A 14,765-nucleotide genomic window follows, 5' to 3' on the forward strand; every position below is an offset into this window, starting at 1 on the left:
CGCAAGATAGCCACAGGATCAACACATGCACCATCAGCACCACTGTTTCCACCAGCAACACGGTGCTATGGTGAGCGCGTTAAGTGTCAAAAACCCCTGTCCGTCCGGTTCCTGGGGGAACCAGCCGGAACAGCAACCCAGATGAGGGCTCGTGGGAGCGCCTCATTGTCTCCGGAGCCAATATGAAACGGAACCTGTCTCAGTCCCGTCGCCCCGTCAGGAAGTCCCTTGGGATCGTTCTGCTGGCCGCTTCCCTGGTGGCCGGCCCAGGCCTGGCGGGTATTGCCTCCGCCGTTGAGCCTGCCCCGACGCCGACAACTTCCTCGCCGACGAGTGATCCGTCGCAAACTGTTTCACCTTCTCCGTCGGTCTCTACGCCGCCCCCTTCTCCCGAAGAAACAGCACCGGCGGCAGCGCCGGCCGCCCCGCCCACTGCAGAGGCTACCCAGTCCATGGCGGAAGCAGTCGGCGTCGGCGGAGCTGAGATGGGGCAGCGGTCCGCCCGCGTCACGGCCTCGGCTCCCTCGGACTCGTTCAAGCGGCTGAGCACGGAGTCACTGTCCACCGAAGGCACCTGGATGCCCACTTTTGGCATCCAGGGACTGGACGTGAGCGGCCACCAACCGAGCGTGGACTGGCAGCAGCAGTGGAATATGGGCGCTCGTTTTGCTTACGTAAAGGCCACTGAAGGCAATTACTACACGAACCCCTCCTACGGCCCCCAGTACCAGGGGTCCCGCAACGTTGGAATGATTCGGGGCGCCTATCACTTCGCCATACCCAACTGGTCTTCCGGAGCGGACCAGGCGCGCTACTTCGTGCAAAACGGCGGGGGCTGGTCCGCCGACGGGTACACCATGCCGCCCGTCCTGGACTTCGAATTCAACCCGTACGAGGGACGCACCATCAACGGGTTCTACTTCGGCAATACCTGCTACAACATGGCCCCAGCCCAGCTGCAATCCTGGGTTCGGGATTTTGGCAACACCATGCAGGCGCTGACCGGCAGGCTCCCGGTTATCTACACCAATACAAGCTGGTGGAACCAGTGCCTGGGAAATCCGGCCGGTTTTGGTGACTATCCCCTGTGGGTTGCGGCGTACCCAAGCTCTCCCACGAACAACGCCGGCCCGGTACCCACCGCCAGCTGGGGTACTTACAGCATGTGGCAGTACAGCAGCACCGGCCCCTTCGCCGGCGACTCCAATGTCTGGAACGGGGATTACGCGGGCTTGAAGGCATTTGCCTCAAGCGGCATCCCTCCTGCCGCGACCAGGGCCATTGATGCGCTCCGGTCATCCATGCCGTCGCTCGGAGCACAGACTTCTGACACGATCTGCGGGCTTAGGGATGGAGGCTGTTTTAGGGGCTACCAATCGGGAATCGTTATGTGGTCCTCCTTGTCAGGTGCCCAGCCGAGCATGATCGGGCCAATCCGCGATTCCTGGGCAAGGACTGGATTCGAGAACGGCCAGATGGGATATCCGGTCTCGGCTGTCATTTGCGGGATCAAGAACGGCGGCTGCTTCCAGAACTATCAAGGTGGATCAATCATGTGGTCGCCGGCGTCGCCGGCATCGCAGGTACCTTTCGGAGCGATCCGAGACTATTGGGCAGCCCAGGGGTACGAAAATGGCGCTCTGGGCTACCCCACAAGCGATCAGACATGTGGGCTCAAGAACGGCGGCTGCTTCCAGCTCTTCCAGGCTGGTTCTGTCCTCTGGAGCCCTGCCACAGGTGCCCGCCTGGTGAAGACAGGACCGCTCCTCGATGCCTGGTCCCGGGCGGGATTTGAGAACGGCCTGCTCGGCTACCCGAAATCGGAGGCCACCTGCAGCAGCTCAGCCTGCACCCAGGACTTCAGCGGTGGCGTTATTGCCTGGACGCCAACCTCAGGCGCCTGGCCTGTCTTCATGGGAATGGGCGAGACCTGGAAAGCGGCCAGGACGAACGGGGAACCCATCGGGTTCCCCGTGGCAGGGGAAGTCTGTGGCCTGCGGGAAGGCGGCTGCTATCAACTGTTCCAGGGCGGGACACTTATGTTCTCCCCGGCCCGCGGTGCCTTTACCCTTACCGGCCGCTTGCTGGATTACTGGCAGAAGTCCGGCTTTGAGAACGGCCGGCTGGGCTACCCGGCCGGCGCCGCGAGCTGCGGCGGAGTGCAGATCGAGTGCCGGCAGGCGTTTGAAAAGGGCGTTGTGGGCTACTCAGCCAGCACGCCCCCGGAAACGGTTCCTGCCGGTCCCCTGGCGGCAGGCTGGGAGCGTCTGGGGTGGGGCGCAGGAACCCTCGGCTACCCCGCATCTCCGCAGTATTGCGGGCTCAAGGACGGCGGCTGCTTCCAGATGTTTACCAAGGGCGCGCTTATGTACTCGCCGCTTACAGGGGCCCAGCCCAGCATTTGGGGACCGATCCGGGATCTGTGGCAGAAAACCGGCTTCGAGAACGGGGTACTGGGCTACCCTGCCTCCGACGTCATCTGCGGCCTCGTTGACGGCGGCTGCTTCCAGAACTACTCCACCGGGACCGTCATGTGGTCTCCTGCAACCGGAGCGAACGCCGTGATGTTCGGCCCCGTCCGGGATGCTTGGGTGGGCTCCGGATTTGAAGGCGGGAAGCTTGGTTACCCTGTCAGTGCACTGGTTTGCGGGCTCAAGAACAGCGGCTGCTTCCAGAACTTCGCCAGGGGAACGGTCATGTACTCGCCCACAACCGGGGCACATGCGATGACTTCAACGCCGATCAGGGAGCGGTGGGCGGCAACAGGCTACGAGTCAGGGTCATTGGGCTACCCCACAAGTGCCACAATCTGCGGCCTGAGGAACGGCGGCTGCTTCCAGAACTTCGAGAAGGGCACGGTGATGTGGTCCTCGGGAAGCGGCGCCCACCTTATGGTGCCGGGCCCGATCCAGCAGAGCTGGGCCAGCCAGGGCTTCGAAAACGGAACACTCGCCTACCCCACCAGCAGCCAGACGTGCACAGTCGACAGGACATCCTGCAGCCAGACGTTCCAGGGAGGAAGCATCAGCTGGACCGCCTCCGGTGGAGCGACAATCCGGCTGAACTAGCCAGGCGATAACGAAGAGCGGGACCCGGATCTCCGGGTCCCGCTCTTCGTTATGGACTATGTTCTAGTGGCCGTGCTCCAGCAGATCGATTAGATAAGATCCGTAGCCGCTCTTTACCAGAGGCTCGGCCCGCTCCCGCAGTTCGTCATCGGTAAGGAAGCCCAGCCGCCAGGCGATTTCCTCCGGTGCACCGATCTTCAGTCCTTGGCGATTTTCGGTTGTCCGGACGAAGTTCGAGGCATCGTTAAGATCGTTGAAAGTGCCTGTGTCCAGCCAAGCCGTCCCCCGCGGCAGGATCTCAACCTGCAGCTTTCCCCTCTCCAGGTACGTACGGTTGACGTCGGTGATCTCCAGTTCACCCCTGGCCGAGGGCTTGAGGTTCCTCGCGATCTCCACAACGTCATTGTCATAGAAATAAAGTCCGGGGACGGCGTAATGGCTCTTGGGTTTTGCCGGCTTTTCCTCCAGCGAGATGGCCTTGCCCTCGGAGTCGAACTCCACCACGCCGTAGGCCTTGGGGTCCGCCACCCAGTAGCCAAACACCGCCCCGCCATCGATGTTCTCGAAACGACGCAACTGTGTGCCCATTCCGTGGCCATAGAAGATGTTGTCGCCGAGGACCAGGGCCACGCTGTCATCACCGATGTGCTCTGCACCGAGCACGAATGCCTGGGCAAGGCCGTCCGGCGAAGGCTGCTGCTTGTAAGTGATGGACACTCCGAAACGGGACCCGTCCCCCAGCAGGCGTTCGAATTGCTCTGCGTCATGCGGAGTGGTGATAATCAGGATGTCCCGTATCCCGGCAAGAATGAGGGTGGAGAGCGGGTAGTAGATCATGGGCTTGTCGTAGACCGGGACCAACTGCTTGCTGACTCCCAGGGTTATGGGGTGAAGCCTTGAGCCGGTACCGCCGGCAAGTATTATTCCGCGCATGCTCCCATCTTTCCCTTCGCTAAGTGCGGCGGCAAATCCGGTACCCTTGGGAATTATGCAGCGACTTCTTGTTACCGGCGGCGCCGGCTTCATTGGCTCAAACTTTGTCCACTACGTTCTGGAGAATACGGACTCCCACGTCACTGTTCTGGACAAGCTGACCTACGCCGGCAACCTGGCATCGCTGCGGGGCCTCCCCGAGGATCGTTTTGAGTTTGTCCACGGTGACATTGGCGACGCGGCCCTGGTGAACCGCCTTGTCGCGGACACCGACGTCGTGGTCCACTATGCTGCCGAGTCGCACAACGACAACTCCCTGCACGATCCCCGCCCCTTCCTGGACACCAACATCATCGGCACCTACACGCTCATTGAAGCTGCCAGGCAGCACAACAAGCGGTTCCACCACATCTCCACGGATGAGGTGTACGGTGACCTGGAACTCGATGACCCGGAGCGGTTTACCGAACAGACACCCTACAATCCCTCCAGCCCGTACTCATCCACCAAGGCAGGCTCAGACCTGCTGGTCCGTGCATGGGTCCGGTCCTTCGGGCTCCAGGCAACCATCAGCAACTGCTCCAACAACTACGGGCCGTACCAGCACGTGGAGAAGTTCATTCCCCGCCAGATCACGAACGTCATCGACGGGATCCGCCCCAAGCTTTACGGCAAGGGCGAAAACGTCCGTGACTGGATCCACGCCAACGACCATTCCTCCGCGGTCCTGGCCATTATCGCCAAGGGCAGGATCGGCGAGACCTACCTGATCGGCGCGGACGGGGAGAAGAACAACAAGGACGTCGTCGAACTGATTCTCAAGCACATGGGCCAGGCGGCGGACGCCTACGACCACGTTGTGGACCGCCCCGGCCATGACCTGCGCTACGCCATCGACTCCACCAAGCTCCGCGAGGAGCTGGGCTGGGAACCGGAGTTCTCCAACTTCGACGAAGGCATCGAAGCCACCATCGCCTGGTACCGGGACAACGAGGACTGGTGGCGCCCCCAGAAGGCCCAGACCGAAGCGAAGTACAAGGAACAGGGCCAGTAAACGAATGCCGATCGAATTTTCCAAAAAGCTCGCCGCACACGAAACGCCCATTCCCGGCGTCGTGCTCTATGACCTCCCGGTCCACGGTGACAACAGAGGTTGGTTCAAGGAAAACTGGCAGCGGGAGAAGATGCTGGAAATCGGACTGCCGGATTTCCGGCCGGTCCAAAACAACATCTCCTTCAACGAAAAGGCCGGGACCACCCGCGGCATCCACGCAGAACCATGGGACAAGTTCATCTCGGTCGCAACGGGCCGGATCTTCGGTGCCTGGGTTGACCTCCGCGAAGGCCCCACTTTTGGTGCAGTCTTCACGGCGGAAATTGACCCGAGCCAGGCCATTTTCATTCCCCGCGGCGTAGGCAATGCCTTCCAAACCCTTGAGGACAACACTGCATACTCCTACCTCGTAAACGACCACTGGTCCGCTGACGCGCAGGGGCAGTACACCTTCCTGAACCTCGCGGATGAAACAGCTGCCATCGGCTGGCCGATTCCGCTGGAACAGGCGGAGCTTTCCGACAAGGATAGGGCGCATCCAGTGATGGCTGACGTCACCCCGATGCCGGCCAGGAAGATCCTCGTAATCGGTGCAGACGGGCAGTTGGGCAAGGCGCTGCGGAAGCTGTACGACGGCGACCCATCCGTCGAGTTCGCGTCCAGGGCCGAGTTCGACCTCACCACCGCGGAATCCTTCAGCAGCCGCAACTGGAAGAACTACACGGCGATCATCAACGCGTCCGCCTACACGGCGGTCGATGCTGCGGAAACTGCTGAAGGACGTGCGGCCGCCTGGAACGTAAATGTCACGGCCGTCGCGCAATTGGCCAGGACCGCCGTCGAGCACAACCTCACACTGGTGCATGTCTCGTCGGACTACGTTTTTGACGGCTCCCGCCGCGTTCACGACGAGAACGAGCCCTTCGCCCCGCTCGGCGTTTACGGCCAGACCAAGGCCGCCGGCGACGCCATCGTGAGCGTTGTTCCCCGCCACTACATCGTGCGGACGAGCTGGGTCATCGGAGCCGGCAACAACTTTGTCCGGACCATGGCTTCCCTGGCGGAACGCGGCGTAGCACCATCAGTGGTCAACGACCAGATCGGCCGGCTGAGCTTTACCCAGGACATCGCCGCCGGCATCAAGCACCTGTTGGAGCACGAAGCTGAATATGGCGTCTATAACCTCAGCAATGAGGGTGAGCCGCAGTCATGGGCCGACATTGCCGCCGACGTCTACGAGCTGTCGGGCAGCCCAAGGGAAGCGGTGAGCGGAGTTACCACCGAAGAATACTTCAGCGGTAAAACCGCCGCGCCCCGCCCCCTCGCAAGCACGTTGGACTTGACGAAGATCAAAGCGACGGGCTTTGAGCCGGCCTCCTCCAGCAACCGGTTGGCCGAATACTTGAAGAATGAGTTGATCAACCCGTGACACTAAGCAACCGCAGGCCCGAAACACTGGTCATCATGCCTGCCTGGAATGAGTCCGAATCCATTGGCAACACCATTCGGGAAGTGTACGAGTTTGGGCCTCTGTGCGATGTATTGGTCGTCGACGACGGATCCCGCGATAACACTGCCCAGGTGGCACGTGATGCCGGCGCCATGGTCCTCCAGCTTCCTTTCAATATGGGAGTCGGCGGTGCAATGCGTACCGGATTCAAATATGCGAAGAACCATGGCTACAGCCAAGTGATCCAAGTCGATGCTGACGGCCAGCACGATCCGCGGGATATCAAAACGGTGCTGGACGGCCTTCAGGATGCCGACATTGCCATCGGCGCCAGGTTCGCCGACAAGGGCAATTACACGGTGCGTGGACCCAGGAAATGGGCCATGAAAGTACTGGCGTGGACGGTTTCCCGTGTTGCCGGCACCACTTTGACCGACGTCACCTCAGGGTTCCGGGCCGCAAATACAAAAGCCATCCGCCAGTACGTGGATCACTATCCTGCGGAATACCTCGGCGACACCATCGACTCCCTTGTTGTCGCGATCCGTTCCGGCTGCACCGTTAAACAGGTTGGGGTTTCAATGCGCGCCCGCCAGGGCGGAACGCCAAGCCATGACCCCATCAAAGCCGCCATTTATCTCGGACGCTCAGGAATGGCTTTGCTGTTCGCACTGACGCGAAAGAAAACCGAGCCGTCCACCAACTAGGAATTCAACATGTCACTCCTTATGGGTTCCATCGTCGTCGTGGCGATCCTGTTCTTTGTGTTCGAAATGCTCCGCCGCCAGAAACTGCGTGAAAAGTACGCTGTGCTGTGGATCGTGATCGGTATCGGCACCCTCCTGCTCTCGGCCTTCCCCTCCGTATTGGAGAAAGCCAGTGGACTCCTCGGAATCCAGGTACCGGCAAACCTCCTCTTCATCATGACGCTGGTCCTCCTGGTGGGAGTGTGCCTGCACCTCTCGAGGGAGCAGTCTCAGGCTGAAGACGAGGTGCGGATCCTTTGCGAGGAAGTAGCCCTTCTCAGGGCGGACCTGGCCGATGTTCGACACCGCTTGGAAGCGGTCTCCACGTCTGGGAAGGAACCCGGGAACGGCCAATAGGAGAGCCCGGCCGCGGATGTGAGGGAAACAACAAAAAAGGACGCCCGAGGCGTCCTTTTTTGTTCGCTGCTCCCTATCTGACGACGTGCTTCGCCAGCCGGGGCAGTGAATCGAACTTGCCTTTCCCGACTGATTTGAAGATTAGCGACACAGCGTTGAGCCGGGAGGTGGTGTGGAAACTCGCAGCACGCGCGGCACCTTTCCAGCCAAGACGGCTGAACCGCTCAGCCTGCTGCTGAAAGAAGCGCCGCTCCTCATCAAAACGCCTGCCGTCCAGTGCACGCACCGACGAGTCGGACGCCTGGTGCCTGCGGTACAGGAAGGCCAGCACGGGATCAACAATCATCGAACCGTGCTCTGCGGCGATATCGAGCAAGAGGGCGAGGTCTTGGACAACGTCGAGACCTTCGGTGAACCCGATACGCTTGACCGTCTCTGAACGCCATGCCAGGGACGGGAAGTACGCCCAGTCGGCACGCACCAGGCTTGTCGCCATGGCCTCACCCTTAAGTTCGATGCGCTCACTGGTCTTGGGTGCATAGACCTTCTTCACAGCATCCACGAGCGGCGTGCACGCGATGCCCTGTTCATCAATTACCTGCACCCCCGGCTGGACAACGTCTGCCTTTGGGTACTCTTCGAAGGCGCTCACCACAACGTCGAGATAGTTGGGGAGCATGATGTCGTCGGCGCCCATAATGACGACGTAAGGGGCTTCTACGAGGGTCAGCGCCTTGCGGTAGTTGCCGTTTGCGCCCAGGTTCTGGTCGTTCTTGAGGTAGGTAACCCGAGGATCCGTGATGGTCGAAAACCATCGTTCGGGTTCAGGATCCGGGTACCCATCGTCGATGACAACAAGCCGCCAGTCCTGGTTCTCCTGATTCATTACGCTGCGGGCTGCAAGCTTCATCTGATGGACATCGCCGTAGTACGGCAACATTACGTCAACGGTCATGGACCTGAGGTTCCTTCCGTGGTTTCCGCGCGAAGAGCTCGGCGGCTGCGTCCCCTCGATTATAGTTGACTGGCATGCGTCCATTCGGGCAGGCACAGCTTGCTAGACTGCTTGGGACCTGCCCGCCCCGCTGGCACCGCCCGGAGGCCTGAGGAGAAAAACTGATGGAGCCCGAAACCGCCCCCAAGCCGCGCGTGAGCGTGTGCATGGCGGCGTACAATGGCGCGCGCCATATAGAGGAACAAATCGACTCAATCCTGAGCGAAATTGGCCCGCACGATGAGCTGGTAGTGGTCAACGATTGCTCCACCGACGAGACATCCCAGCTAGTGGCCGGCATCAATGATCCGCGGATCCGGCTCATCCAGGCCGAGCGCAACAACGGTTACGTCCGCACTTTCGAACGGGCCCTTGGTGAGGCGCGCGGAGAATTCGTATTCCTTTCCGACCAGGACGACGTGTGGCTCCCTGGCAGGGTGGAACGCATGATCTCCGCCATGGACGGCAAAAACATGGTTGTCAGCAATTGCCGGCACTTTGACGGTCCGCTGGGCTCGTTCCACGAAATTCGGCTGCGCTCCAAGGACTCGACACACAACCTCCGAAACATCCTCGGCATTGTCGTGGGCTACCGGTTGCACTGGGGGTGTGCCATGGCGCTCCGGCAGGAAATCCTCCAGCAGGTATTGCCTTTCCCCTCGTACATGACTGAATCACATGACCAGTGGGTGGCAACCGTGGGCAATGTCAACCGCTCCATTATCTACATGGAAGAAGACACCATCCTTCACCGACTGCACGGCGGGAACCTGACCCCTCACGGCATCCGCTCCGCCGCAAAGATAGTCCGGGCACGTATCGCGTTCCTCCGCAACGTTGTCGAGGCTGTACGACGACGCTTTCGCCACGCCAGGACGGCGCAGTAATGGCGCCTGCAGACTTTGAAGCCAAAGAACCGCACCAGGACGTGTGCGGGGTCGTTTCCGCATACAACCCAGGTCCGGAAAACGTCTCCAACGTCAAATGGCTGCTGCGCTTCGTCTCCCACGTTGTGGTCGTCGACGACGGCTCGCCGGGCGACGTTTCACAGGCGCTGGCGGAGATGGAGGACGCTGGCGCAATCGTGGTACGGCTGAGCAATAACTCCGGCATAGCACGGGCCCTGAATGTTGGAATCAAGGAAGCAGTGGAGCGGTGGGGTCCGGAGTGGATCGTCACCATGGACCAGGACTCCCGCTTTACCGGCGATTACATCACGTCCGCACTCGAAACCGCGGCTTCCTCCCGCGACCCTCGAAGCGTGGGCATGGTGTGCGCGGAGTCACATAACCATATTCCACTGCCCACCTGGGGCGATCGGCAGGAAGCCCAGATCTTCGACCCCATGACCAGCGGCAGCTTGGTACGGACAAGCGTCTTCAATGTCGTTGGGTTCTTTGACGAGGGCTTTTTCATCGACTGCGTGGACTCTGAATTCAATGCCCGCTTACGCGAGCATGGACTCCGTGCCCTCGCGGGACGGGGATGCAACCTGGAGCACAGCCTTGGCAGTGCGCGCCCCATGAAAATTCTGGGATGGCATGCCCGCGTCGGCTCAAAGAAGCTGTTCGTCTACTACCACGCGCCGTTCCGTGTTTACTACATCACCCGCAATTCACTCATCCTTGCCCGCCGGTATGCGATGAAACAGCCAACGTGGGTGCTTCGCAGGATTTACATGGAAATCCAAAGCAACGTTGTCCGCTTTGGATTTGGCCCCAATAGGCGGAAGCATTTCGTCGCGGCCGTGGCAGGTGTCCGCGATGCGCTCCGTCAGAAGATGGGCAAGATAGACGACGCCCTCGCCGCCCGCCTGCGCTAAGGAAGAATCCCAGTACTCAGGGCAACCCCCTGGCCCGGCCGAGATCGAAAGACACCCATGACCACCAACTCAGGAACCATCTTCGTCCTCTACCACAAGGGACTCAGGACCGGGGGGCCGGAAGCCCTCCACCAGCTCGTTGACATGCTGCGCGAGCTTGGCCAGGATGCCTTTCTCGTCCCGCATCCCCACACGGCCCGGAACCCGCGGGTGGAACAGTACAACATCTATGACGCACCGGAAGCCCCTGAAATCGTGGATGCGCCCGGGAACACGGTGGTTTTCCCGGAAACCTATGTTTTTGAGATGTCGAAAGTGAAGCACGCCCGGCGGATGTGCTGGTGGCTCAGCATCGACAATTCCCTGACGTTCATGGCCGAACGGATGTGGCACCGCAACCAGGCCGGCCTTTTGAAGAAGGCACGCGAAGCCGCCTTTCCCTATGCCCGGATGTGGAAGAACCGCGTTAATCCGGAGTCCCTTCGGAAGGACCGTGACGTTGTCCATTTGGTGCAGTCGTCCTATGCCTGGGCCTTTATCGCCACGCGCCTGGACGTCGTACCCTCACTCATCTCCGATTACACACCAACGGACGAGTTCCAGGGGACCACAGCCCTTCAGCGCAACCGCAACATGGTCACGTACAACCCCGCCAAGGGTGGGCACATCATCGAAGCCGTCAAGGCCCAATGCCCTCCTTCCTTGGAATGGCGTCCCATCGTAGGAATGACCCGGGCGGAAGTCGTCGAAACCCTCCAGGGCTGCGGCGTATACCTGGACCTGGGTCATCACCCTGGCAAGGACCGCATGCCCCGCGAAGCCACGTTGTCCGGCGCGCTCACCGTCGTTGCCCGCCGGGGCTCAGGTGCTTTCTATGCCGACGTCCCCATCCCCTGGGAGCACAAGATCACCCCCGGCGACGAAGAGGTGGCAACAGCCGTGGGGATGCTGCCTCGGCTCATCGAAAACTTCGATGTTGAAGTGGCAAAACAGGACACCTACCGGGCAACCATCCTGAATGAACGTTCCCGGTTCAAGCGGGAGGTTGAAGACGTGTTCGTGAACGGCCGGCTTGGCAAGGACGCGTATGACTACCTGTAGCAAACCAGCCAACCCCGGAGCAGCGACGGCATGATCAAAAGGATCGCGGCGTTCGCCGGGTTACCCTTGCTCGCCTCGCTGGCCTCCTTCATCCTCCTGCCAATCATTGCAAGGGTGGGCGGCGCTCCGGCGTGGAACTCTTTGGCTGTCGGGCAGGCCGTAGGCGCCATTGCCGCCATTGTCATCGGGCTCGGCTGGCCCCTCACGGGACCCGCCGCCGTCGCGTCAGCCAGCGAGGAAAGCGTGCGGCGCCGGCATTATGCCGTCAGCTTCGTCACCCGCTCGTTCATGTTCGTTTGCTCTGTGCCCCTGATGGCGCTCGCCCTGGGGTTCGCTAGCGGCACCAGCCAGTTCCCGGTCGCATTCCTGATGGCCTGCGCCCAGGCGGCGGCGGGCCTGACGCCGGCCTGGTACTGCATCGCGACCGGACACGCCGGCCGGATAGCCAAGTACGACGTCCTGCCGAGGATGGCAGCGACGCTCGGAGTGATACCGCTGATTTTCGCGACGAGTGAGATCTATCTGTACCCGCTGGCATTACTGGTGCTGGGCTTGACAGGAACCTTCTGGTTCAACAAGAACCACTCCGACCGCCAGGATTACAGGGGCCTGTCACTACCGGTTGTTTTCAGGGAAATCTGGGGATTGCGGGCAGGCGCAGGAATCACTGTAGCTGCCGGAGCTTACGCTTCAACGCCTGTACTGGTGGTTCAGTTTGCTGCGTCGGCAAGCGGCCTGGCCGCCTTTGTGTCGGCCGAGAAGCTGTACCGGATCGGTCAACTGGCTACTGCCGCGTTGGGCAACAGCCTGCAGGGCTGGGTCAGCGAGTTTGGTACGGACCACCGTCAGAGGCGGAAGTTTTCGCTGGTGGCGCTGTCCGGACTTGGTACCGCCGGGTGGCTGATCATGGCCCTCCTCGGGCCTTGGGCCAGCACGCTGCTTTTTGGCCCGGCACTGGCTGCGGACTTTTGGACGTGCTTCTGGTTTGGCCTGTCATTCCTCCTGGTATGTGTCACAACGTCGACTGGCGCCCATTGGCTGGTTCCGGCCAAGCAGATGCGGGTCGTGTTCACCAGTACCATCGCCGGTGCCGTTGTGGGCCTCCCCGCCATGATTGTCCTGGCCGGACTGATGGGCGGCCAAGGCGGGGCCCTTGGCCTGGCGATAGGTGAAATCCTGGTCACCGCAATTCAGTTCGCAGCCGTTTTGCGGCTCATCCGGGCCAAAGCCCCGGAGGACAAGGTGGGGGGATTGACTCCATGATATGGTTCGGCTTCCTCCCGGTGGTGGTTTTGGCAGCCCTCCTGCTGTACGTCCCCGGAGCCCTGATTGCCAGCTGCCTGAAATTCCGCCCGGGTGCTGTCCTTGGTCTTGCACCATTGCATTCGACGGCGGCCGCAGGCCTTGCGGGTGTCATTGCCGGACAACTGGGGATCCCTTGGAGTGTCCTGCCGTTTCTGCTGGTGAGCGCCCTGATTGCCGCGGCCGCACTGGTGATTACACGGGGCATTCCGTGGCGAATGCCCCGGATCCCGTCATGGCGGCAGTGTCTCCCCTTCGCTGCCATCGCCCTGGCTTCTGTTCCGATAACCTGGCGCTTCATCCAGCTGGTCGGCTCACCTGAGCATCCCTCACAGGTATTCGATAACGTCTTTCACCTCAACGCCATCCGGTTCATCCTCGACACCGGCAATGCTTCCTCGCTGAACCTTGCTTCTATCCAGGGGGTGAGCGGCTTGGATGCTGTCTATCCGGCGGCATGGCATTCTTTTGCCGCCTTACTGGTGCAGTTGGCCGCCGTCGATATCCCTACAGCGCAAAATGCACTGAATCTGGTCGTAGCAGCTGTTCTGTGGCCCGCTTCCTGCTTTTTTCTGGTGGCAAAGACCGTTTCGAGAAGGCCCGCTGCGCTTATCCTTGCAGCCGTTGTCGCCGGGACACAGGTGGCGTTCCCGTTCCTTATGATCGTCTGGGGACCGTTGTTCCCCTACGCCCTGGCAATTAGCATGATGCCCGCCGCCATCACTGCCCTGGCCGGGCTGGCACGGCTCGGACGGACCCGTACGGATCCGCTGCGGAGCTGGACCTGTGCGCTCGCCATCGCGATGGCGGGCCTTGCCTTCGCCCACACCAGTTCCATTAACACCACTATGGCTGCTGGTTTTCCGATCGCTGCCCTGCTGTGGTGGCGGCTTGCTGAGCGGGCTAAACTGCGGCAACCTGACCCGCGACGGGCCTGGCTGCTTATTGCCGGGACGTTGGCCGTTGTTGTTGTTGCAGCCGCCCTCTGGTTCAAGCTCCGCCCTGCTCCGTACGACAACTGGGGACCATCCGTTAAGCCGGGTGCCGCCGTCGGTGAAATCCTGACAATGAGCCCGATGCAGTCAGCCATCCCGGCTGTGGTGGTCTCGGTCCTGTCCATCGCGGGATTGCTCACGGTCTTCCGGATGGGCAGCCTCCGTTGGCTCGCCGCCTGTTATGGCATCGTCGGGGCGCTCTATGTCGTGGCAGCATCACTGCCTGAGAGCGCCCTTAGGGACGCTCTGGTGGGGACCTGGTACCAGGACACCTACCGGCTGGCGGCTCTCCTGCCGCTGTTCGCGACGCCGCTTGCCGTGGTCGGCGGACTGCGCATATGGGATTCCTGGCGCGCTTCCGCCGCGGCCTTCAAACTCCAGCGCGTGATCGGACACCGGTTTCGTTGGCGCTCACACACCGGGGCAACTGCACTGGCAACCATTACGGCCTTTGCCTTCGCTGCGCTCGCAACTGTCGCTGGCCCCTTGTCGCACTATATCGCCGGCGCCGCCACCGTCTATCGGTTCGACGCTGGATCCGACTTGTTGACTCCTGACGAGTTGGCGTTGTTGAAACGAATCCCCAGTCAGGTTCCTCCGGATGCAGTCATCGCCGATAACCCCTGGAACGGCAGCTCTTTGGCCTACGCTTATGCGAACCGGCGGGTACTGACGGCTCATCTGTTTGCGGAGAAGGACGCTGACACATCGCTTATCGACCGAGAACTGAAGGAAGCTCCGGACAACGAAGCCGTCTGCAGCGCGTTGAAGAAAAAGAATGTGCAATACGTTTTGGACTTTGGATCGCAGTACCTGATCGATTTGCCGGGATCCGAAACCTATCCCGGTGTAACCGACATAAGTGATGTCCAGGGGCTTGACCTTGTAGATTCACAAGGTGACGGGGCCAAACTTTACCGGATCACGGCCTGCCCATGACCAT

Annotated in this window: 12 protein-coding genes; 10 read left to right on the forward strand and 2 right to left on the reverse strand. The window is 61.0% G+C overall.

Annotated features, from left to right (window positions below; all coding sequences use genetic code 11):
• The first annotated feature begins 182 nt into the window (after positions 1–182).
• The gene (locus SMD14_RS13125) at positions 183–3,068 is read left to right on the forward strand and encodes a GH25 family lysozyme (protein ID WP_157241784.1); all 2,886 of its coding nucleotides are present in this window, start codon (positions 183–185) and stop codon (positions 3,066–3,068) included.
• Positions 3,069–3,131: 63 nt separating this feature from the next.
• Here the strand turns inward: SMD14_RS13125 and rfbA are convergent, their stop codons facing one another.
• Positions 3,132–4,001: a glucose-1-phosphate thymidylyltransferase RfbA gene (gene rfbA / locus SMD14_RS13130; protein WP_321213922.1), complete on the reverse strand. Its 870-nt coding sequence runs from the start codon at positions 3,999–4,001 to the stop codon at positions 3,132–3,134.
• 55 nt (positions 4,002–4,056) lie between these two features.
• Between rfbA and rfbB the strand changes: the two genes are divergently transcribed.
• From rfbB to SMD14_RS13150, 4 genes are read left to right on the forward strand one after another with little or no spacing between them, the layout of a single operon-like run.
• Entirely contained in the window at positions 4,057–5,055 is a 999-nt protein-coding gene (gene rfbB, locus SMD14_RS13135) for a dTDP-glucose 4,6-dehydratase (protein ID WP_157241782.1), read from the forward strand.
• A gap of 4 nt (positions 5,056–5,059) precedes the next feature.
• The gene (locus SMD14_RS13140) at positions 5,060–6,484 is read left to right on the forward strand and encodes a bifunctional dTDP-4-dehydrorhamnose 3,5-epimerase family protein/NAD(P)-dependent oxidoreductase (RefSeq protein ID WP_157241781.1); all 1,425 of its coding nucleotides are present in this window, start codon (positions 5,060–5,062) and stop codon (positions 6,482–6,484) included.
• 35 nt (positions 6,485–6,519) lie between these two features.
• The gene (locus SMD14_RS13145) at positions 6,520–7,212 is read left to right on the forward strand and encodes a glycosyltransferase family 2 protein (protein WP_157241780.1); all 693 of its coding nucleotides are present in this window, start codon (positions 6,520–6,522) and stop codon (positions 7,210–7,212) included.
• Between the two features lie 9 nt (positions 7,213–7,221).
• Positions 7,222–7,608, forward strand: coding sequence for a DUF2304 domain-containing protein (locus tag SMD14_RS13150; RefSeq protein ID WP_321213923.1), 387 nt, complete (start codon positions 7,222–7,224; stop codon positions 7,606–7,608).
• 73 nt (positions 7,609–7,681) lie between these two features.
• Here SMD14_RS13150 and SMD14_RS13155 read toward each other — a convergent pair whose 3' ends face one another.
• The gene (locus SMD14_RS13155; RefSeq protein WP_157241778.1) at positions 7,682–8,563 is read right to left on the reverse strand and encodes a glycosyltransferase family 2 protein; all 882 of its coding nucleotides are present in this window, start codon (positions 8,561–8,563) and stop codon (positions 7,682–7,684) included.
• A 164-nt stretch (positions 8,564–8,727) separates the two neighbouring features.
• On the opposite strand from SMD14_RS13155, the gene SMD14_RS13160 reads away from it, so the two are divergent.
• Genes SMD14_RS13160 through SMD14_RS13180 form a run of 5 tightly spaced genes read left to right on the forward strand, consistent with a single transcriptional unit; the run spans position 8,728 to position 14,761 of the window.
• On the forward strand, positions 8,728–9,489 hold the full coding sequence (locus SMD14_RS13160; protein ID WP_321213924.1) for a glycosyltransferase: 762 nt from the start codon (positions 8,728–8,730) through the stop codon (positions 9,487–9,489).
• On the forward strand, positions 9,489–10,424 hold the full coding sequence (locus SMD14_RS13165) for a glycosyltransferase (RefSeq protein ID WP_321213925.1): 936 nt from the start codon (positions 9,489–9,491) through the stop codon (positions 10,422–10,424). The genes SMD14_RS13160 and SMD14_RS13165 overlap by 1 nt, the downstream gene beginning before the upstream one ends.
• Positions 10,425–10,481: 57 nt before the next feature.
• Positions 10,482–11,525 (forward strand): hypothetical protein, encoded by a 1,044-nt coding sequence (locus SMD14_RS13170; protein WP_321213926.1) that lies wholly within the window; start codon positions 10,482–10,484, stop codon positions 11,523–11,525.
• A 30-nt stretch (positions 11,526–11,555) separates the two neighbouring features.
• On the forward strand, positions 11,556–12,788 hold the full coding sequence (locus SMD14_RS13175; RefSeq protein ID WP_321213927.1) for a hypothetical protein: 1,233 nt from the start codon (positions 11,556–11,558) through the stop codon (positions 12,786–12,788).
• Positions 12,785–14,761 carry a DUF6541 family protein gene (locus SMD14_RS13180; RefSeq protein WP_321213928.1) on the forward strand — a complete coding sequence of 659 codons (1,977 nt, stop codon included), beginning with the start codon at positions 12,785–12,787 and terminating at the stop codon, positions 14,759–14,761. Before SMD14_RS13175 ends, SMD14_RS13180 begins: the two co-directional genes overlap by 4 nt.
• The last annotated feature ends 4 nt before the right edge of the window (positions 14,762–14,765 follow it).

The organism is Pseudarthrobacter oxydans, from assembly GCF_034258515.1.
Lineage (GTDB): Bacteria > Actinomycetota > Actinomycetes > Actinomycetales > Micrococcaceae > Arthrobacter.